General features: G+C 69.8%; 22 protein-coding genes and 1 tRNA gene. 7 read left to right on the top strand and 16 right to left on the bottom strand.

Annotated elements, in window-relative coordinates:
• Positions 1–22 precede the first annotated feature (22 nt).
• Complete coding sequence (locus tag ASE12_RS16760) at positions 23–1,222, bottom strand: TadE/TadG family type IV pilus assembly protein (RefSeq protein ID WP_162255510.1); 1,200 nt, start codon at positions 1,220–1,222, stop codon at positions 23–25.
• Positions 1,223–1,570: 348 nt separating this feature from the next.
• Positions 1,571–2,101 carry a hypothetical protein gene (locus ASE12_RS16755; RefSeq protein WP_056403163.1) on the bottom strand — a complete coding sequence of 177 codons (531 nt, stop codon included), beginning with the start codon at positions 2,099–2,101 and terminating at the stop codon, positions 1,571–1,573.
• A 145-nt stretch (positions 2,102–2,246) separates the two neighbouring features.
• Here ASE12_RS16755 and ASE12_RS16750 point away from each other — a divergent pair, with 145 nt between their 5' ends.
• Both ASE12_RS16750 and ASE12_RS16745 read left to right on the top strand, forming a co-directional pair.
• Positions 2,247–2,816: an RNA polymerase sigma factor gene (locus ASE12_RS16750; RefSeq protein WP_056403161.1), complete on the top strand. Its 570-nt coding sequence runs from the start codon at positions 2,247–2,249 to the stop codon at positions 2,814–2,816.
• Positions 2,813–3,811 (top strand): DUF4349 domain-containing protein, encoded by a 999-nt coding sequence (locus ASE12_RS16745; protein WP_056403159.1) that lies wholly within the window; start codon positions 2,813–2,815, stop codon positions 3,809–3,811. The genes ASE12_RS16750 and ASE12_RS16745 overlap by 4 nt, the downstream gene beginning before the upstream one ends.
• Here ASE12_RS16745 and ASE12_RS16740 read toward each other — a convergent pair.
• Positions 3,808–4,152, bottom strand: coding sequence for an MmcQ/YjbR family DNA-binding protein (locus ASE12_RS16740; protein ID WP_056403156.1), 345 nt, complete (start codon positions 4,150–4,152; stop codon positions 3,808–3,810). The two genes, ASE12_RS16745 and ASE12_RS16740, sit on opposite strands and share 4 nt — an antisense overlap.
• Before the next feature lie 58 nt (positions 4,153–4,210).
• Between ASE12_RS16740 and ASE12_RS16735 the strand changes: the two genes are divergently transcribed.
• Entirely contained in the window at positions 4,211–5,587 is a 1,377-nt protein-coding gene (locus ASE12_RS16735; RefSeq protein ID WP_056403153.1) for an FAD-binding oxidoreductase, read from the top strand.
• Here ASE12_RS16735 and ASE12_RS16730 read toward each other — a convergent pair.
• From ASE12_RS16730 to ASE12_RS16715, 4 genes are read right to left on the bottom strand one after another with little or no spacing between them, the layout of a single operon-like run.
• Positions 5,584–6,003, bottom strand: coding sequence for a VOC family protein (locus ASE12_RS16730; protein WP_056403150.1), 420 nt, complete (start codon positions 6,001–6,003; stop codon positions 5,584–5,586). The two genes, ASE12_RS16735 and ASE12_RS16730, sit on opposite strands and share 4 nt — an antisense overlap.
• Positions 6,004–6,060: 57 nt before the next feature.
• A complete protein-coding gene (locus ASE12_RS16725) occupies positions 6,061–7,032 on the bottom strand; it encodes an LLM class flavin-dependent oxidoreductase (RefSeq protein WP_056403147.1) in 972 nt (323 codons plus the stop codon).
• Positions 7,033–7,039: 7 nt separating this feature from the next.
• Positions 7,040–7,495: a GtrA family protein gene (locus tag ASE12_RS16720; RefSeq protein ID WP_056403144.1), complete on the bottom strand. Its 456-nt coding sequence runs from the start codon at positions 7,493–7,495 to the stop codon at positions 7,040–7,042.
• Positions 7,492–9,009 (bottom strand): hypothetical protein, encoded by a 1,518-nt coding sequence (locus ASE12_RS16715; protein ID WP_157413027.1) that lies wholly within the window; start codon positions 9,007–9,009, stop codon positions 7,492–7,494. Before ASE12_RS16715 ends, ASE12_RS16720 begins: the two co-directional genes overlap by 4 nt.
• Positions 9,010–9,100: 91 nt before the next feature.
• Here ASE12_RS16715 and ASE12_RS16710 point away from each other — a divergent pair, with 91 nt between their 5' ends.
• Together ASE12_RS16710 and ASE12_RS16705 are read left to right on the top strand one after the other, a co-directional pair.
• Complete coding sequence (locus tag ASE12_RS16710) at positions 9,101–9,763, top strand: response regulator transcription factor (protein ID WP_056403139.1); 663 nt, start codon at positions 9,101–9,103, stop codon at positions 9,761–9,763.
• Positions 9,760–11,067, top strand: coding sequence for a HAMP domain-containing sensor histidine kinase (locus ASE12_RS16705; protein WP_056403136.1), 1,308 nt, complete (start codon positions 9,760–9,762; stop codon positions 11,065–11,067). Before ASE12_RS16710 ends, ASE12_RS16705 begins: the two co-directional genes overlap by 4 nt.
• 165 nt (positions 11,068–11,232) lie before the next feature.
• Here the strand turns inward: ASE12_RS16705 and ASE12_RS16700 are convergent, their stop codons facing one another.
• Positions 11,233–12,066: an alpha/beta fold hydrolase gene (locus ASE12_RS16700; protein ID WP_056403133.1), complete on the bottom strand. Its 834-nt coding sequence runs from the start codon at positions 12,064–12,066 to the stop codon at positions 11,233–11,235.
• Between the two features lie 98 nt (positions 12,067–12,164).
• On the opposite strand from ASE12_RS16700, the gene ASE12_RS16695 reads away from it, so the two are divergent.
• Positions 12,165–12,761 (top strand): TetR/AcrR family transcriptional regulator, encoded by a 597-nt coding sequence (locus ASE12_RS16695; RefSeq protein WP_157413025.1) that lies wholly within the window; start codon positions 12,165–12,167, stop codon positions 12,759–12,761.
• Between the two features lie 9 nt (positions 12,762–12,770).
• Here the strand turns inward: ASE12_RS16695 and ASE12_RS16690 are convergent, their stop codons facing one another.
• Complete coding sequence (locus ASE12_RS16690; RefSeq protein WP_056403131.1) at positions 12,771–13,301, bottom strand: TetR/AcrR family transcriptional regulator; 531 nt, start codon at positions 13,299–13,301, stop codon at positions 12,771–12,773.
• A gap of 87 nt (positions 13,302–13,388) precedes the next feature.
• Here ASE12_RS16690 and ASE12_RS16685 point away from each other — a divergent pair, with 87 nt between their 5' ends.
• Positions 13,389–14,105 carry an MBL fold metallo-hydrolase gene (locus ASE12_RS16685; protein WP_056403129.1) on the top strand — a complete coding sequence of 239 codons (717 nt, stop codon included), beginning with the start codon at positions 13,389–13,391 and terminating at the stop codon, positions 14,103–14,105.
• Positions 14,106–14,226: 121 nt separating this feature from the next.
• Here the strand turns inward: ASE12_RS16685 and ASE12_RS16680 are convergent.
• From ASE12_RS16680 to ASE12_RS16650, 7 genes are all read right to left on the bottom strand, one after another.
• Positions 14,227–14,299: transfer RNA gene (locus tag ASE12_RS16680), tRNA-Ala, on the bottom strand.
• A gap of 31 nt (positions 14,300–14,330) precedes the next feature.
• Entirely contained in the window at positions 14,331–15,170 is an 840-nt protein-coding gene (locus ASE12_RS16675; protein ID WP_157413023.1) for a hypothetical protein, read from the bottom strand.
• A gap of 131 nt (positions 15,171–15,301) precedes the next feature.
• Positions 15,302–15,883: a GNAT family N-acetyltransferase gene (locus ASE12_RS16670; RefSeq protein ID WP_255355486.1), complete on the bottom strand. Its 582-nt coding sequence runs from the start codon at positions 15,881–15,883 to the stop codon at positions 15,302–15,304.
• A 35-nt stretch (positions 15,884–15,918) separates the two neighbouring features.
• Positions 15,919–16,410, bottom strand: coding sequence for a molybdenum cofactor biosynthesis protein B (locus tag ASE12_RS16665; RefSeq protein ID WP_056403119.1), 492 nt, complete (start codon positions 16,408–16,410; stop codon positions 15,919–15,921).
• The gene (gene moaC, locus ASE12_RS16660; RefSeq protein ID WP_056403116.1) at positions 16,407–16,895 is read right to left on the bottom strand and encodes a cyclic pyranopterin monophosphate synthase MoaC; all 489 of its coding nucleotides are present in this window, start codon (positions 16,893–16,895) and stop codon (positions 16,407–16,409) included. Before moaC ends, ASE12_RS16665 begins: the two co-directional genes overlap by 4 nt.
• Before the next feature lie 2 nt (positions 16,896–16,897).
• Entirely contained in the window at positions 16,898–18,487 is a 1,590-nt protein-coding gene (gene glp / locus ASE12_RS16655) for a gephyrin-like molybdotransferase Glp (RefSeq protein ID WP_235508935.1), read from the bottom strand.
• Between the two features lie 5 nt (positions 18,488–18,492).
• Complete coding sequence (locus ASE12_RS16650) at positions 18,493–19,863, bottom strand: UTP--glucose-1-phosphate uridylyltransferase (protein WP_056403110.1); 1,371 nt, start codon at positions 19,861–19,863, stop codon at positions 18,493–18,495.
• Positions 19,864–19,889: the final 26 nt, after the last annotated feature.

Genomic DNA, 19,889 nt, shown 5'->3' with positions numbered 1-19,889 from the left:
TCCTTTCCGTGGGATGGTGCGATCAGTTGGTCAACGCGACCGAGCTCGCGCCGTAGTCGGCTCCGGACTGCGAGTAGGTGAAGTCCGGCTTCGCCTGCATCGTCTTCACGAAGTAGCCCTGGATCCCGTTGCAACCGATGCTTGCCGGGGGATGCACCAAGAGCGGGATCGAGAAGCACTGCGGTGCGCTGGCGTCGGGGTTGGAGTTGTTCGGATAGTTCCAACCAGTGATCTTGAACGGCGCGAAGCCCAGGACCTTGATCCCGATCCGCGGCGGGATCTTCGCTGAGCAGATCCCCAGCAAGCAGCCGTCGAGCTCGAGCCCGAGCTGCTGCAGACTGATCGACGGAACGTAGATCGGCAGCAGGACGACCTGACCCTTCTTGATCGACGAGCCCAGCTTGTTGACGCAGCTCGACGGGATGACTGAGCTCAGCGTGCTCCCGAGGAACCCGTCGATGGTCCCCAAGTGCATGTTGCAGACGGAGGAATTCCAGTTGAACGCCCCGTGCAGGGCCCCTTCGAGACCGGACAGCCAGATGGGCCCGCGCAACATCTTGAGGTTCAGCCCGGTCGGCCCCGTGCAGGCGTCCGTCACCCCGAGCAGGTCGCCCACGAGAGTCGTGATGAGCCGGCCAGCCGTTCCGCCCTGCACGATGACGTTGAAGACCACACTGATGACGTCGGATCGCAGCAGGAGCGGGGTGGTCGCCGGTGGCTGGTTGTCCTTGTACATGCAGTACGGGATGCCCATCGGCAGCATCGTCGTTCCCTCAGTCGGATGGCCGTTCCACTTCGCCGTTGCGGAGGCTGTGACCACCTTGGAGTTGACCCCGACCACCTTCATCAGGCTGGTGGTGACCGTCTTGCCAACCGTGACCTTGACGCTGTCAGCACCCAACACGACGCCACTGCCGGCCACGGTGCTGCCCGGTGCGTTCTGGTTCGCGAAGTACGTCGCCGTGCTGAGAGCACCCGGCGCGGTGCACGTGGACTTGTTCAGCGCGCAGTCCTGCGCGATCGCCATCGCGGCATTGTCCGCGCTGTGCTGCACTCGGCCCTTCTCGTACGTCACCTTGGCGGTGTCGACGCCCAGTCCCGCCGCAGCGACAAGGACGGTCGACAGCAGTGCGACCGCGACGGCGACGGCGCCGTGTTCGTCACGGCCCTTGCCGCGCGGGCGAGTCGCACCCTCGCGATGACGTACCACAAAGAAAGCCATATGGGTCTCCCTCCCCATGGCATTGCGAGCAGCCGCTCCCCTGGCTTCAACGCAATGAGTGAACGTTCACGAACGGTCCGCTGGGACCGCCTCAGCTAGACACGGCAATCACCCGAAATTGATGGCCGGGCCCGTGCGCCATGTCAGCTGTACGTGAAGCGCCTTCGGCTACGCACGCGTGCGTAGGTCTGCATGGCCTCGCGCAACGCGGGCCTGGACCGTGCCGTGAAGACATCGTTCATTGTTCGCTCCCTCAAACAAGCCGCTCCCACGGCTCTCCCTGGCGCTGACAGTAGACCCGTGACGTGTTGTCGCGTGTGAATTCGCGAAAAAGCCGCGAATGCCGTGTCAGCTGGTGACGGCGAGGGGGTCGAACAGGTCCATGCCGACGAGGACCATCGTGTTCTGGCTGACGCAGGTCTGCAGCACGATGTCGGTGTCGGGCAGGTCGCGCACCTTGGCCTCGTTGCGAGGGACGTGCCCGATCGACGTCACGACGTAGGTGCCGTCCTGCACGCCGTCGCCGGAGAGCTTGATCGCGTCGCCCTTGCCGAGCTTGGGCATCCACTCGAGGCCGCCGCAGTAGTCGTGCTCGGCGATGAGGCGCGGCCGGTGCTCGCCCACGAAGATGGCGATCGGCCCCTTGCAGATGTCGAGCATGAACTCCGACCGCTTGAGGCTCGACGTCGCGAAGATCGTCCGGACGTACTTCGCCTTGGGTGGGTCCGCCGGCACGACGACCTGGTCGAGGGTCGCGTTCTGCAGGGCGGTCGACCCGGGCGCGCGAGCGGGAGCCGGCGACTCGGACCCCGACGACAGCAGGGTCACCACGAGCACGGCCGTCGCCGCGGCGACGAGTGCCGCGAGAATGCGCTTCATCGGTGACCTCCCTGCTGCACCATCGTACGAGGCGGAACCCCGATGCGGTGACCTGCGGAAAAGTTGCTCCGGACATGAGACGGTGTGGCACGTCCGGACATCTGTGGGTAGAGACGTCCGCACACCGCAGAGATCGGAGCGCCGGGTGACATCACCGACGACCACCGCTGAAGGGGACCGGGAGCTGTTGGCGCGCGCCGCCGCCGGCGACCGGGCCGCGTTCGGCCAGCTGTACGACCGGCACGTGCGGCCGGTCTACTGGCAGGCGTACGCCGTGGTGCGGGACCAGCGCGAGGCCGAGGACGTCACCCAGGACGTGTTCATCACGACGTGGGACAAGATCCGGCGCATCACGGTCGTGGACGACTCGGTGCTGCCGTGGCTGCTGGTCACCGCCCGCTTCACGGCCCTCAACGCGCGACGCCGCTCGCAGAAGGTCAAGACGCGCAGCATCCAGCTCAACGCCGACCTGCCGGACGACGCCTCGGTCGAGGACGAGGTCGTCGCCGGGCAGATACGCGGCGAGATCGAGAAAGCCGTCGCCGCACTGTCGCCGACCGACCAAAGGCTCTACGAGATGTGCGTCGCCGGCGACGACACGTACGAGTCGGCGGCCCGCGAGCTCGGGGTCAGCCACGCCGCCGTACGCAACCGCGTCTCACGACTCCGCACCAGGCTTCGCGCCGACCTCCGTTCCATGAGGGAGACATCATGACCACCCCCACGCTCGACGACGACCGCATCGCGAAGATGCGCTCGACCGTCATGCACGTCGTCGACCAGGACATCGCCAAGCGGGGCCACCGGGCCCGTATGACGATCGGGCTGGCCGCGGCCAGCGTCGTCGTGGTCGGCTTCGGCTCGGTCGGCATCGGCGCACTCAGCAACGGCAGCGATGCCGGTGACGGGAGCGACGCGGCCGGCGGCGGCAGCGCCCAGAAGGCCGAGACCGGCAAGCCGTACGCCTCCAGGGACAACGCCCTGAGCACCACAGCCGGCGACGACAGCGCGGCCGGTTCCACCGCCACGCAGGACAAGGCAGCCGCCCCCGACGACGACCGCGAGGTCATCACGACCGGCGAGATCAACGTGCGGGTCAAGAACCCGCGCGCGGTCGCCCAGAAGATCAGTGCGTACGCCGAGACGATCGGCGGCCGGGTCGACAGCCGCACCGAGCACGGCGACGGCGACGACGCGTCGGCGTTCGTCACGGTGCGGGTGCCCAGCACCAAGGTGACCGCGACGATCAAGCGCCTCGAGACGTACGGCAAGGTCACCAACGTCTCGTTGCAGAACGACGACGTGACCGCCCAGGCCAAGGACCTCGACGCCCGCATCGAGGCGCTGCAGCTGTCGATCAACCGGCTCGAGCGGATCATGGCGAAGGCCGACACGAGTGGCGAGCTGATCAAGGCCGAGAACGCGCTGACCCAGCGACAGGAGCAGCTCGAGAGCCTCGAGGCGCAGCGCAAGCAGATGAAGGACCAGGTGTCCCTCTCGACGCTGTCGATCGACCTGTCGCAGAAGGCCAAGGCCGACTCGGTCGAGCCCGGCGGGTTCAAGGGCGGACTGACCGACGGCTGGAACGCCCTGGTGTCGACGGTCAACAACGTCGTCGAGGTCGCCGGCGTGCTGCTGCCCTGGCTGGCGATCGTGATCCTGCTGTACGGCGCCTACCGGCTCGTCGCGCGTCGCCGCGGCTGGAACTAGATCCCGTCGAGGAACTTTCGCGCGACACCCTTGGGCACGCACATGCGCCAGGCGTCGATCACGAGCTCCTCCATTTCGTCGGGATCCAGCGCGGCCATGTCGGCGACGACCCACTGATATCGCATGTCGCCCGGTGACGGCAGCTGGAACGTCTCGGGCCTCGACGAGACGAGGTGCTCGCGCTCCTCGCGGGGGAAGCCGAAACCCATCAGGGTCTCGTCGCGCGAGAACGCGACGAAGACGAGGCTGCCGACGCGGAACTTGATGCGGTCACGCACCAGCACCTCGTACGCCCGCGGCAGCGTGAGCGCGACCCGTCGCACGTCCTCGACCGTGATCATGCCCAGAACGTACGCCTCGGCGCGGACACTTCACCCCTGCTGCTGACAGGATGACGGCGTGACCGCACCCCAGGACCGTCGGACCAGCTGGTCCGACGCCGCACCCGTCCCCTACTGGCTCGACACCCCCGACCGGCCACCGGCACGGGCCGCGCTCGACGGCAGCCTCAACACCGACCTCGCGATCGTGGGCGGCGGGTTCACCGGGCTGTGGACCGCGCTGATGGCCAAGGAGCGCGATCCCGCACGCGAGGTCGTGCTGATCGAGGCCGGCCGCATCGCCGGCGAGGCCACCGGGCGCAACGGCGGATTCTGCTCCGCGAGCCTCACGCATGGCGAGGCAAACGGGCGCGATCGCTGGCCGGACGAGTACGACCAGCTGCACCGGCTCGGCCTCGAGAACCTCGACGAGATCGCCGCGACGATCGAGCGCTACGGCATCGACTGCGACTTCCGGCGCACCGGCGAGATCGCGGTGGCGACCCGGCCGCACGAGCTCGCCGAGTACGACTCCTCGGCCCCTGACTTCCTCGACGCCGCGGCCCTGCGACGCGAGGTGGACTCGCCGACGTACCTCGGCGGCACGTGGGACCGCGAAGGCACCGCGATGCTCGACCCGGCCCGCCTGGCGTGGGGCCTCGCCGCCGCGGCTGAGGCCGCCGGCGTCGTGATCCTCGAGCACACGCCAGTGACCGACCTCAAGATGTACGGGCCGCGGATCGCGTTGGTCACCGAGCGCGGTGGGATCACCGCCGACCGGGTGGCACTTGCGACGAATGCCGCGCCGCCCCTGCTCAGACGGCTGCGCTTCCACACCGTCCCGGTCTACGACTACGTGCTGATGACCGAGCCGCTCACCGACGAGCAGCTCGAGTCGATCGGCTGGCGCAACCGGCAGGGGCTGTCGGACTCGGGCAACCAGTTCCACTACTACCGACTCACTGCCGACAACCGGATCCTGTGGGGCGGCTACGACGCGATCTACCACTTCGGTCGCAGCACCGGGCCGAAGTACGACCACCGCCCCAAGACGTACGCAGCTTTGGCGGCCAACTTCTTCGACACGTTCCCGCAGCTCGAGGGCCTACGTTTCTCCCACCACTGGGGCGGCGTGATCGACACGTGCACACGGTTCTGCGCGTTCTTCGGGACCGCCTTTCACGGCACCGTGGCGTACGCGACGGGCTACACCGGGCTAGGCGTCGGCGCGTCGCGGTTCGGTGCCAACGTCATGCTCGACCTGCTGTCGGGCGAGGAGACCGAGCGGACCCGGCTGAAGATGGTCCGCACGAAGCCGCTGCCGTTCCCGCCGGAGCCGTTCGCGTGGCTCGGCATCCAGATCACGACGTGGTCGCTCAAGCGCGCGGACCGCACCGGCCGACGAAACCTCTGGCTCCGCCTGCTCGACCGCTTCGGACTGGGCTTCGACTCCTAGGCGTTCTGGCTGCCCACCGCGTTGACCATCCAGCTGATCCCGAACTTGTCCGTGAACATGCCGAACGTGTCACCCCACGGCGCCCTCTCCATCGGCACCGTCACGGTGCCGCCCGCCGACAGTCCCTCGAACCAGCCGCGCAGCTCGGTCTCGTCCTCGCCGCTCAGCGACACCGCGACGTTGGTCCCGGGGTTGTAGTCCATGCCCGCGGGGGTGTCGGCGGCCATCAGGGTCAGGCCACCGGGCGTCTCGAGCTGCGAGTGCATGACCTTGTCGGCCTCGGCCGGTTCCACATCCATGTGGCTCTCGCCGAACGTGCTGCGGGTCAGCTCGCCGCCGAGCACGGACTGGTAGAAGTCCATCGCCTCGGTCGCCGTGTCGCGAAAGCTGAGATAAGGGTTGAGCTTCGTCGCCATGTTGCCTCCTCGTGTTGGGCCTGCCTGACCCCCGATCAGCCCAGCAGAACACGAAGGTCAGACAGTTGTCACGAGGTCGCGCAGACCTTGGTCGGAGGCTAACAGCGCCTCGCGGTCGTACGTCGAGGTGGACGCGAGGAGCTCGTCGGCGCCGGTGCGTTCCACGAGCTGCTCGAGCGAACGACGGACGGTCTGCGGGCTACCCGCGACCGCCCGGTCGAGCGAGGCTTCGACCCGGTCCCGCACCTGGGTCGTCCACGTCTGGCGGCGGATGTCGTCGACCGACGCGAGTGGAGGGAACTCCCCCGTCTGCCGAGACCGCGCCATCGCCCACGCCTCGGGCAGCGCGAGCTCACGTGCCGTCGCGTCGTCGTCGGCGACGGTCACGTCGAGCGACACCACGACATACGGCCGCTCGACCCCGTGGCTCGGCCGGAAGTCCCTGCGGTACGCCTGGAGCACCTCGTCGAGCCGTGGCTCGGCGAGGATCGGGCCGCCGATGACGGCCGGCAGCCCGAGGCGCGCGGCGATGACGGTGCCCCGGCCGGTCGCGAGGACGTACATCGGCACCCGGCCGGCCGTCCGGGGTCGTGCGGTCACGGCGGCCTGGCCGTCGAGGTAGGCCCGCAGGGCGCGCAGGTCGTCCTCGAACGTGTCGGGTCCGTGATCGCGCAGTGCCTCGCGTACGGGCGCGGTGAAGCCCAACGAGCGGCCGAGCCCGAGGTCGATGCGGCCGGGGTACATCGCCTCGAGCATCAGGAACTGCTCGGCGACCACGAGTGGCTGGTGGTGCGGCAGCATGACGCCGCCCGAACCGAGCCTGATCCGGCTCGTACGGGCGCCGATCGCGGCCAGCAGCACCGGAGGCGAACCACTGGCGATGCCCGGCACGGCGTGGTGCTCGGCGACCCAGAACCGGTCGTAGCCCAGGCGTTCCGCGTTGATCCCACGATCGATCGAGCCGGTCAGCCCTTCAGCCTCGGGACGGCCTGCCCGCGTACGGGAACGGTCCAGGAGCGAGAGCTTCACACCTGGTTCAACCAGCGTGGGACGGCGTTGCTTCCCGTGCGGACACAGCGGCGCGGAAGACGAATCTCCGGTAGGACCAGAAGCGGAATGCCGTGCCCAGGGCCAGCCCGACGACGTTGGCCGAGACGTTGTCGGCGAGCCGGCTCGTGAGTCCCAGCAGGTCGTGCGACACCGCGAGGGTCAGCACCGAGAAGCCCAGACCGATGACGTTGAACAGCACGAACAGCGCCACCTCGCGCCGCCGGCCGCTCGAGCTCTCGCCGCGCCAGGTGACCGCCCGGTTGCCGACGTACGTGACGACCATCGCCAGCGCGACGGCGAGGCACTTCGCGACGGACGGGTCGACCGAGCCGAGCACAGGAAGGGTGCGCAGGTAGTTGAACGCGCTGACGTCCACGACGTAGCCCGCACCGCCGACGGCGAGGAAGCTGACGACTTCGGGCGTCAGTCGTCGCGAGATCACGGCATGACCTCCTTCAGCAGCGTCGGCGACGCATGACAGTCGCCGACCACGGTGGGCGCGGGTCGATCGACGCCCGCACGGAGATAGACCGTGCGGCCGCAGACCGTACCGGTACGCCGGTAGTCATGCGCCAGGATCGTGCTCGTCCGGGCGGTGTCGAGGCCCCACGACGGCACGTGTCTCCACACGACGACCCAGGTCGGCGCCGTGGGACCGGTCAGCACCTCGTCGAGGCCCGTGAGCTGCGGGTCGAGCGTCTTGACCGGCAGGCTCCACAGCTGCGCGTACGGCGAGGAGAGCCCCGAGGCGTACGTGACGTTCGCGTGGCCCCACACCGTGACGATGGTGTCGCCGGGCTGCGCTGACGCCGCCACGGCCTGGCCCACGCTGCGACCCGTGCTGCCCTGCGACATGGTCACGCTGAGCGCCCAGCAGAGACAACCGGCCACCGCCACGTACGCGATCACGCTCCTGGCTGCGAGGTCCCGACGGGCCGCCAGCACCCCCGCCGCCACCGACAACGGCACGACCAGCTCGACCATGTAGTGGTGCCAGTAGTTGCCGCCGAGCAGCACCGACAGCACGGCGAACCCGGTCATGGCGACGAGCGCGGACCACAGCGGGTCGCGCCGCCGGTGGAGCACCTCGTCGCGCAGCACGCCGAGCAGCAGCAGGCCCAACCCGCTGACGACGAACGCGACCGCAAGGCTCGTGAGGCGGCTGATCGAGTGCTGGCTGCCGCCCGCCGCCTGGACCTGGTCGGCGTGGACGCGGAAGGGATACATCGCGTCGAAGACGCCGGTCAGCGACGTGCCGTGCCAGACGGTCCACACGGCAACGACCGCCGCCGTGGCGAACGCGCCGGTCAGGGCGCCCCGCGTCCGGAGCCAGAAGTGCCGACCCGACAGCGCGAACGCGGCGAGGCCGAAGACCGCGGCGTCCGCGAGGTTCTGCTTGACCAGCAGCGACGCCATGGCGCACGCACCGGCGGCCCCGGCGGCCAACACGATGGCCCGGCGCTCTGTCGAGCGTACGGCGAGGATCACGCCGGCCATCCCGCCGAGCGTCAGGGGTGCGGCGAGCAGCTCGCCGTTGACCTCGTAGCCGCCCAGCAGAGGACTGACGCACAGGCCGGCCGCCGCGACCGCGGCCCACCGCGCGGCCGGCCGGCCGCCGACCATCGCGGCAACGCCTGCCGAGCCGAGCACCACGAGGACGACCGCGACGCAGCCGAACAGGCGCAGCGCCGTGAGCCCTCCCAACCGGTCAGCGAGCCGGAAGATCGTGATGAGCAGCGGCGGCCGGTCGACCCAGAGGTTGCCGTACAGGGACGAACCGGCGCCGCTCCACTGCTTGCCGACCATCAGGAAGCCCGCTTCGTCCGGGCTCGGCGCATGTGCGAGGTACGGCAGGSGGACCGCGACCGCCACCGTTGCGGCGCCGACGGCCGTCCAACCCGCAAGCCCCGCGTGACCTGCCGCAGCGCGGAGCGGGCGATCGGCGAGGGCAGTCACGCCACCACCGTCACCCCGCGAACCTGCCTGTGACCTGACTGTGTCAGCGGAGGACGGCCCATAGCGTGGGCTCGTGGTGCACGATTGCGGCATGACCGTGGTGGGCATCTGCGAGGACGACGCCGGCGTCCGTCGCGTCCTGACCGACGCCCTGCGGATGGGTGGTCACCAGGTCGTGATCGCCCGCAACGGCCGGGAAGCCGTCGACAACCTCGGCACGACCAGCGGCGTCGAGGTGCTGATCCTCGACGTCGGCCTGCCCGACGCCGACGGCCGGGACGTGTGCCAGGCCCTGCGTGCCGGCGGTCAGCACGCACCCGTGCTGTTCCTGACGGCCCTCGATGCGGTGCACGACCGGGTCTCCGGTTTCCGCGCCGGGGGTGACGACTACGTGGTCAAGCCGTTCGCGATCTCCGAGGTGCTCGTGCGCGTCGAGGCGCTGCACCGGCGCAGCAGGCCCGACCCGGTCACGATCAGTGGTCTGACCCTCAACCCCGACCGGATGTCGGTGCACACCAGCGCCGGCGAGGTGCCGCTGACCCCGACGGAGTACCGCCTGCTCGCCGCGATCGCCGCCGAGCCGGGCGTCGTCGTACGCCGCAGGGCCGCCGTCTCCGCAGCCTGGCCCGACGGCGCGATCGTCAACGAGAACACGATCGACTCCTACATCCGGCGCCTGCGGGTCAAGCTCGCCGAGATCGACTCCCCCGTCGAGCTCGCGACGGTGCGTGGCGTCGGGTTCACGCTGCGATGAGGACCCCCGGCCGTACGCTCATCTCCCGCATCGTCCTGACGACGCTCGTGGTGACCGCGGTCGCCATGGTGGCCATGGTCGCCACGGTCATGCTGGTGCTGTCGGCGCTGACCCGCAATGACATCGACAACCGGCTGCACGACCAGGTGGCCGCGGTCGCCGCGACGGTCGACGTGGGGAGCGACGGCACCGTGACGGCGCCCGACACGCAGGACGACTCCATCGACGACACCACGTGGATCTTCACCTCCGGCGGCGAACTCGTGCAGGGTCCCCACGTCGCCGACCGGGTCACCGAGGCGGCCGCATCACTGTCGGACGTACGCACCGAGGCCAAGCTCGACCGCTACGAGCGCTCGTTCCTCGCCGTCCCGGTCACGCGCAACGGCAAGGTCACCGCGGTGGTCGTCGCCGCCGCCAGGCTCGAGCCGTACGAGTCGACGCGCAACCTCACCCTGCTCGGCCTCGTGGTCGTGAGCATCGCCGTCACCGCCGGTTCGGCCGCGATCGCCTGGTGGACGGTCAGACGTACGTTGGGACCCGTCGAGTCGATGGCGCTCCGTGCTGAGGACTGGAGCGAGCACGACCTGGACTCCCGGTTCGAGGCCACCAACACCGACGACGAGTTCGGCCACCTCGGCCGTACGCTCAACGTCCTGCTCGACCGGGTCGCCGGGGCGCTGCGTGGTGAGCAGCAGCTGACCTCCGAGCTCGCGCACGAGCTGCGCACGCCGCTGACCGCCATCCGCGGCGAGGCCGAGCTGGGCATGATGACGACCGCAGACCCCGACGTCCGCGAGCGCTTCGGCCGGGTCGTCGAGGTCGTCGACCGGATGAGCACGACGATCTCGTCGCTCCTCGCGATCGCCCGTCACGCACCCCGTCCCGATGCGCGTACGACAGCGTCGACGCTGGTCAGCGCCACGCTCGAGCACCTCGACACCACCGGCATCGCGGTCTCCGCCGAGGTCGGGGAGATCGGCATCGCGGCGCCCAACGAGCACGCCGTCCGGGCCCTGTCCCCCGTCGTAGAGAACGCGCTTCGCCACGCCGCCTCGTCAGTCACGTTCACCGCCACGACTCACGCCCGCACCGTCGACATCACGGTCAGCGACGACGGCGAGGGGATGACGCCCGACGACGCCGAGTCGGTGTTCGTCTCGGGCCACCGCGGACCGCGCAGCGACGGCGCCGGCCTCGGCCTGGCCCTGGCGCGACGCGTCGCTCGTACGCTCGGGGGCGACGTGCGGGTCACCTCGACGTCCCACCCCACGAGCTTCACGCTGACCCTCCCCCGCAACTGATCAACTGGCAGTCAGGTTGCGTGCAGGTTCGGCGCCCAAGAATGTTCGACATGGGTCAACCCCCTGAGCCCCGTCCGGTCCCTGCTTCCCCTGCGGGCCCGGGCGGGGCTCGATTGTTCTGGGAGTGCGGGGCCGTCGCTTCTGCGTGCGGCGGCCCCGGTCAGATCAACGGCCCAGGAAGCCCAGCAGCGCAGCGTTGACCTCGTCGGCGTGGGTTGCCAGCATGCCGTGCGGCGCACCCTCGATCTCGACGTACTCGGCGGCCGGCAGCCGCTTCGTGAACTCGCGGCCGGTCGAGTCGATCGGCAGGATGCGGTCAGCCGTGCCGTGCACGATCAGCGCCGGGACATCGACCTTCGCGATGTCGTCGCGGAAGTCCGTCAGCCAGGAGTCGACCACGGCCGATGCGGCGTACCAGGACGATCCAGCGGCCACGTTCCAGCTGGCGCGGACCGTGGCCTCGCTGATGCGACTTCCGAGGGTCTCGTCGAGGTTGTAGAAGTTCTCGTAGAACGAGTCGAACCACGCGAAACGGTCGTCGGTCGCAGCCTTGCGGATGCCGTCGAACACCTCCGCGGGCACGCCTGCGGGGTTGTCATCGACCTGGAGCAGGTAGGGCTCGAGCGAGGCGAGGAACGCGACCTTCGCCACGCGGTCGGTGCCGTACGTCCCGACGTAGCGGCCGACCTCGCCGGTGCCCATCGAGAAGCCGACCAGGACGACGTCCTGCAGGTCCAACGTCTCGAGCACGACGTTCAGGTCTGCGGCGAACGTGTCGTAGTCATAGCCGGTGATCGGCTGGCTCGACTGGCCGAAGCCGCGGCGGTCGTACGTGATGACCCGGTAGCCGGCCTGGAGGAGCGCGGCGGACTGCTTCTCCCACGAGTGACCGTCCAGCGGATAGCCGTGGATCAGGACGACGGGCTGACCCGTGCCGTGGTCCTCGTAGTAGAGCTCGATGTCGGTGGAGTTCTCGGTGCCGACCTTGATCGTTGCCATGTCAGTTCCTCTCGAAGTCTGGAGAACGTTCGTTCTCCGGTATGCTCTAGACTAGAGAACGATCGTTTTCTACGCAAGTCCCCGAGAGGATCGGTTCCATGACGAAGGTCACCACCGACGATGCGCGCAGCATGAGCGACGACGCCGCTCGCGACCTGGTGATCGCGACGGCCGACAGCCTCTACAACCTCCGGGGCATCCAGTCCGTGGGCATGGATGCCCTCCGCGACGCGAGCGGCGTCTCCCTCAAGCGGCTCTACAAGCTCTTCCCGTCGAAGGAGGTCATCGTCGAGGAGGTCCTGCGCAGCCGGCACGAGCGCTGGATGACGAGCGTCTCGGCCGCAGTCGCCGACGCCGCCACTCCTCGCGGGCAGCTGCTCGCGATCTTCGACTACCTCGGCGCCTGGTTCGGTGAGAACGACTTCCGCGGCTGCGGCTTCATCAACTCGTTCGGCGAGCTCGGTGGCACGGTCGAGTCGCTCGCCGGGATCGTGCGCGACCACAAGGCCGACTTCCAGGCGTACGTCGCCCGGCTCGTCGAGCAGGCCGGTGGACCGTCGTGGCTCGGCCCGCAGCTCGCGATCCTCGCCGAGGGCGCCCAGACGACTGCCGCGATCGCCGGCACCTCGCAGGCCGCGGACGACGCGCGTCGCGCCGCCGAGATCCTCATGGATGCAGCCGGCATCACGGAGTGACCCGGCGAGTCAGCTCTGCGGGGTGAGGGCGACCGTCAGCCGTTCGAGCCCGAACTCGAAGGCGCGCTCGATGTCGCCGCCCAGGCGAAACGCGCCGGCGAGCTCCATCGACACGAAACCGTTGACCCATGCAGTCACGAGCCGGGCCGCCTCCAACGCCTCGGCAGGTCCCACCAGCTCCTCGGCTGCCTTGAGGATCGGCACACTCGCGCGTGCGAGCGACTCGGTGTCGGCAGCCGTCGACATGGTCAGCCGGAATCCTTCCGGGCGCTCGTGCGCGAACGCGCGATAGGCGTGCGCAATCCCGGCGATGGTGCCGTCGGCGGCCGCCATCCGCAGGCTCAGCTCGTCGACCGTCGCGCCTGCGATCAGGCCGAGGAGCGCCTCACGGTCGCGGACGCGCTTGTAGAGCGACGGCGCCCGTACGCCGACCCGACGTGCGACGGCCTGCATCGTGAGGCCCGCCGGCCCGCCGGTCTCGAGGAGCTCGCGTCCTGCGTCGACGATCTCGGCCAGGGAGGTGCGCTCGGGCGCAGCCATGTCACGACCTCCTTGGCTATTGACATTAGCCTTCACGGCTAACTACCGTAGCCATGTTGTATCACGTACTCACGATCGGGGAGACCGTTGAAGCTCGGCCCGCACCTGCACCGCATCGGCAACGACATCGTCGCCGCCTACTTGGTCGACACCGATGACGGCGTCACCGTCATCGACGCCGGTCTGCCGGGTCACTGGCGCGAATTCGTCGCCGAGCTCAGCGCGATGGGTCGCAGCGTGGACGACGTCCGCGGACTCGTCCTGACCCACGGCGACTCCGACCACATCGGGTTCGCCGAGCGGCTGCGCAAGGACCACGGTGTGCCGGTGTTCGTCCACGCGGATGACGCCGACCGGGCCCGCGGCGGCGACAAGCCCAAGCCTCCCCCGGACGCCAAACGCCTCGGCCCGATGCTCGGCTTCGTCACGTACGCCCTCCGCAAGAAGGGCTGGCGGACCTCCTACCTCACCGAGGTCACCGAGGTCACCGACGGCGAGGTGCTGCCGCTTCCGGGCTCACCTCGCGTCATCAGCATGCCGGGCCACTCCCCTGGCAGCATCGCCGTCCACGTGCCGGTCGCCGACGCGATCTTCGTCGGCGACGCGCTCACGACCCGGCACGTGCTCACCGGGCGGACCGGCGTCCAGGCCGCACCGTTCACCGACGAGCCCGCCCGTGCGCTCGAGTCCCTCGGCCGGCTCTCGGGGCTCCAGGCGACCTGGCTCCTGCCGGGTCACGGCGCGCCGTGGCAGGGCGACCTCGCGTCGGTGCAGGACGTCGTACGCCAGGCTGCCACTAGCTGACACCGTCCATTCACGGCCGTCGTCGGTGACCCGGGTCGAAACCCCGGTCCCACGCGTTCGACCTGAGCCACCGCCACACAAGAAGACCCCGGGCAAAGAGCGCCCGGGGTTCTTGATCTTGTGGAGCATAGGAGATTCGAACTCCTGACCTCTTCGATGCGAACGAAGCGCGCTACCAACTGCGCCAATGCCCCTCGTGCTGCCCCGCAACTTTATCAGGCTGGTTCAGTGACCGACGGCCCGGCGTTCGTCGCCCGCGTCATCGCCGCGCTGCGGCAGCTCGACGTCCTCGCCCTCGATGTGTCCCGAGGTCCAGGCGCCTGCCTGGCTGAAGTCGATCGTGCGGACCGTGCGACCGGCGCGAGGCTTCGTGACGTACGTCGGCAGGGTCACCGGGAGCGGGTCCCAGAGCGCCTCGCCGGTCGTCGAGACGGACGGCACCGCGATCACGATCTGGTCGTCGAGTGCGTTGGCCTCGAGCGGCACGTCCTCCATCTGGTGCTTGAGGCCGGGGTTGATGTCCTCGAACTGCCCCGAGACGACGATCGTCTGCTCTTCGTCGGCGGCGGTCGAGACGGACTTCTTCTTGTCGGTCTTGGGCTTGGGCGTCTTGACGCGCGCGATGCCCAGCTCGCTGCGGACCTGGATGCGGCAGGCCACGAGCCAGGCCACGACCAGGGCGACGGGTGCGGCGACCCAGAACGGGGCGATGACCGCGGCACCGGCCAGACCGCCGACCAATGCGGTGGTGGCCAGCAGGGTCAGGAGCGTACGCCGGCGACGCCGCGCCGCGAGACGCGCGGCGGGGCGGTCGAGCGTACGGGCGGGGGGTGCCACGACCTTCTCGGCGACCGGGATCTCAGGCTCGACGGCAGCAGCGACAGGTTCGGCGACCGCAGCTGTGGGCTTCGCGGCAGGCCGGGCGATGACGCGGGACTGCGAGCCGGACGTCTCGACCGAGGCGTTCTTGCTGGCCTCGTCGTACCGGCGCAGCACGAGGGGCACGAAGTACGCGGCCCAGACGGCCACGACAAACGCGATGATCAACCCACTGCTCGAACCCACGAGCAAAACGGTAGGCGGTGCGGGTGCCCTTACCCGGCACCCACGGCCGTGTGTCGCCTGAGAACTTGTGGGACGCGTGTGACTCGACTCGTCCCCGCAGGGCCGGATGACGCGGATCCGGGTGGTCGGAGCTACCCCGGAACGTCGTCCTCGGCCTCCGAGCGCGGCGGATCGAGGCGCGCGACGAGGCCGGCCGGCACGTCCTCGGCGAGCACCTGGAAGATCCGGTGGTCACGCCACTCCCCCGCGATGTGCAGGAATCGGTGGGCCAGGCCGATCTCGCTGAAGCCGAGCTTCTCGACGACGCGCAGGCTGGCGGCGTTCTCCGGCCGGATCGCGATCTCGATGCGGTGCAGCCCGACGGTCGTGATCAGGTGGTCCGAGACCAGAGCTACGGCGGTCGGGGTGATCGACCGCCCGGCGTGACTCTTCGCGACCCAGTAGCCGAGGCTCGCCCACCGCGCGGATCCCCACGTGATGCCGTTGACGGTCAGCATGCCGACCATCTCGTCGTCCCAGGTCAGCACGAACGGCATGGCCTGGCCGAGCCGCGCACGACGGCGCAACGTGCCGATCATGCCGACGTACGACGTGGCGGGCGGTCCCGCCTCGCGTGGCAGCGTCGCCTCCCACGGACCGAGCCAGTCGGCGTTGTCGGCGCGCAGCCGCGACCACGTGCGGGCGTCACGACGGCGCAGGGGACGTACGCCGATCCGTCCGCGCGTGAGGACGACCGGCCAGCCCGGGCTCAGGACGCGCTCCCAGCGCGGGGATGGTCGCCGCCCATCAGCTGGTCGACGGCATGCGGCAGGACGTCGGCCAGCACCTCGAGGCCGTCCTTGACCCCGCCGCGAGAGCCGGGGAGGTTGACGATGACGGCCCTGCCCGAGACGCCGGCGACCCCGCGCGACAGCATCGCGGTGGGTACGCCCTTGGCGACGCCGTGCGCGCGGATGGCCTCGGCGACGCCCGGCAGCTCCCGGTCCAGCAGCGGACGGGTCGCCTCCGGAGTGCGATCGGTCGGGTTGATGCCGGTGCCACCGGTCGACAGCACGACCGAGACCCCCTCGGCGAGAGCCGCACGGATGGCCTCGGCGACGGGTTCACCGTCACCGACCACGGCCGGCGCGCCGACCTCGAAGCCCCAGGCCGTCAGCGCCTCGACGATCAGCGGCCCCGTCGTGTCCTCGTAGACCCCGGTCGACGCCCGGTTGGACGCGACCACGACAGCTGCCTTCATGCCTGCCCCGTCGCCGACCGCGTCCAGTCGCCGCTCTTGCCACCGGACTTGGCGACCACCTCGATGTCGGTGATGCGGGCCAGCTTGTCGACGGCCTTGACCATGTCGACGACGGTCAGCGCAGCGACGCTCACGGCGGTGAGGGCCTCCATCTCGACGCCCGTACGATCTGCGGTCCGCACCGTCGCGGAGATGGCGACGGCATCGTCCTCGACGACCAGGTCGACCTCGACCCCTCCGATCGCCAGCGGGTGGCACAGCGGGATCAGGTCAGGGGTGCGCTTGGTCGCCATGATGCCGGCGATCCGGGCCGTCGCGATGGCATCGCCCTTGGGCACACCCTCGCCGCGCAGGAGCGCGATCACCTCGGGGCTGACCTCCACACGGCCGCGAGCCGTGGCCGTGCGGGCCGTGACGTCCTTGGCGGTGACGTCGACCATGCGGGCGGCGCCGGAGTCGTCGACGTGGGTGAGCCGGTCGGGCATGGTCAGAACGGCCGATCCAGCACCAGCGTGCGCACGGTGTCGCCCATGTTGAGCGCGGTCTGGTCCTCGCCGACGATGATCAGCGCGTTGGCCTTGGCCAGGGAGCCGATGAGGTGCGAACCGTTGCCGAGGATCGGCGTGACCTTGGCGCCCCGGTGCGTCACCTCGAAGACCCCACGGACGTACTGGCGGATGCCGGGCGTCGACCTGAGGTCGGCGGCCAGGACCGCGTGCACCATGGGCCGGCGGTAGGGCGTACGGCCCATCATGCGCCGGATCGCCGGGAGCACGAACACCTCGAACGAGACATAGGCCGAGACCGCGTTGCCGGGCAGCGTGATGATCGGGGTCTGCTCGTCGAAGACCCGGCCGAAGCCCTGGGGCTTGCCGGGCTGCATCGCGACCTCGACGAAGTCGACCGTGCCGAGCGCCGACAGCGTCTCCTTGACGACGTCGTGGTCACCCTTGCTGATGCCGCCGCTCGTGACGACCAGGTCGGCTCGGACGAGCTGCTCGGAGAGCACCTTGCGGAACGTGCGCGGGCTGTCGTCGACCGCCCCGACGCGGTAGCAGATCGCGCCGGCGTCACGGACCGCCGCGGCGAGCATGTAGCTGTTGCCGTCGTGGATCGAGTCGAAGTCGAGGTGCGTGCCGGGCTCGCGGAGCTCGTCGCCGGTCGAGATGACGACGACGCGCGGACGGGGACGCGCCTTGGCCCGGGGCGCACCGAGCGAGGCCAGCAACCCGATCTCACGCGGTCCGAGAACGGTGCCCTCGGCGAGCACGGTCTCGCCGGCCTTGATGTCATCGCCCTTGGGCCGGATGCATGCGCCGCGGGCAGCCGGCTCGTAGATCTCGACCCTGGCATTGCCGCGGTCGGTCTTCTCGAACGGCACGACGGCGTCGGCGCCACGCGGGATCGGCGCGCCCGTCATGATCTTGACCGCGGTGCCCGCGCTGATCGCGAACGGCCGGCCGGACCCTGCGGCGATCTCGCCGACGACCGGCAGCGCGACCGGCTGCTCGCGGGTCGCGCCCACGACGTCCTCGGACCGGACGGCATAACCGTCCATCGCGGAGTTGTCGAACAGCGGCAGGTCCGAGGGGCTCACGAAGGCCTCGTGCAACGGCAGGCCGAGCGACTCGACGAGCGGCTGGTCGTAGGCGCCGAGCGGACCGATGCCGCGCAGGATCTTCTCGAGGTGGTCCTCGACGGTCAGCATGCCCTCGCGGACGCTCGCCGGCCGGGGACGGGCACCGGAGGAGGCGGGCTGTGCGGGAGCCGCCGGCTCGGGCGAGGTGTCGGTCGTTGAGCTTGTCGAAGCGACAGGAGGGGTTTCGACAGGCTCAACCGGCTCAACCGGCTCGGACGGCCCGTCGGTCGTTGAGCTTGTCGAAGCGACAGGAGGGGTTTCGACAGGCTCAACCGGCGCCGCCTGCTCCGACGGCGCCTCGGGCAGGCGTACGGGCTCGGTCTGCTCACCCTCGCCGGCCGGACTGGACGGGTATCCCGGGATCGGATCCGGCGGAGTGTCCGAGCCGAGCGGCAGCATGTTCTGCTCCGGCCCGTCGTCGGTTTCTCCAGGTGACATGCGAGTCAGCCTAACTGGGCGCCCGCCGGGACGCTCTGGGCCGCGCCGGAGTCGTCGAGCACCACGTCGCCGCGCATCGTGACACCTCGGCCGAAGCGCCAGTCGCCCTTGACGGTCAACGACGTGGCGTCGACCAGCGACGGAGCCTCCGGGATGCGCGCATCGAAGTCGGCCATCGTCGTGTAGAACCGGCGGTCGAGGTTGACGAGCGGCGCCGAGCTCACCTGCGCGCGTACGCGGAAGTCCTCGCCCACCCCGTAGACGTCGGAGCGCAGCAGCAACAGGTCGTTGGTGGTCTTGACCGGCAGGAACCGCGAACGATCGACCTCGATCGCGGTGGCCCCCTCGAACACCTCGACCGCGGCACCCATCGCCGACTCGATCTGCACGACCTTGGTCGACGAGGGGTCGGTCGGATCGACGGTCTTGGCGTTGCGGATCAGCGGCAGGCCGAGGATGCCGTCGCGGGCCTCGAGCGTCGCCTTCATGACCCGCAGGTCGAACCACAGGTTGTTGCAGTGGAAGTACTTGTGCCGCTGCGGGTCGTCAGCCTCGGGGGCGTCCTCCGGTGCGACCTGGGCGGTCTCCCGCAGCACGAGACGGCCGTCGCTCTTGCGTACGACGATGTGCCCGCCCTTGACGTCGGCGGGCGTACGCCGGCAGACCTCTGCGGCGTACGGGGCGCCCGACGCCGCGAACCAGCCCATCATCGCCGGGTCCGGCGCCGAGCCGAGGTTGTCGGCGTTGGAGACGGTCGCGTAGCGGTAGCCGGCGTCGAGGAGGGCGTCGAGGATGCCGGAGACCTCAAGGGCTGTGTAGAGGTCGCCGTGGCCTGGCGGGCACCACTCCAGCGACGGGTCGGCCGGCCAGTCGACGGGCGTCAGGTCGTCGGCGCGCAGCTTGGGCTCGCGGTTCTGCAGGAAGTCGATCGGCAGGCCCTCGACCTCGAGGTCGTCGTACTTCGCCAGTGCCGCAAGGGTGTCGTCACGTGTGCGGAAGCTGTTCATGAACAGCAGCGGCAGGCGTACGTCGAGGGACTGCCGCACGTGGCGGACCTGGCCCACGATGACGTCGAGGAACGTGAGGTCCTGGCGTACGGGCAGCAGCGTCTTGGCCTTGTCGAGGCCCATCGAGGTGCCGAGCCCGCCGTTGAGCTTGATCACCGCGGTGACCGCGGCGGCGGCGCGGCACTCCTCGTCGCTCAGCTGGAGCGCGCCGGCATGGTCGATGCCGTCGAGCGGGTCGACGTCCGCCTCGCGGATCATCCCGCTCTCGCCCTCCTCGAGCTTGGCGTAGAAGGAGGAGAAGACATCGATTGCTCGCTGGGGCACGCCAGCGTCCGTCATGCGCTGCTGCGCCATCGCCAGTCCCGACATTCCCGACATTCCCCATACGCTAGCGT

It is taken from the genome of Aeromicrobium sp. Root236 (assembly GCF_001428805.1).
GTDB lineage: Bacteria > Actinomycetota > Actinomycetes > Propionibacteriales > Nocardioidaceae > Aeromicrobium.
Note: the sequence above shows the minus strand (reverse complement) of the source record. Positions and strands in the feature narration are given on the sequence as shown.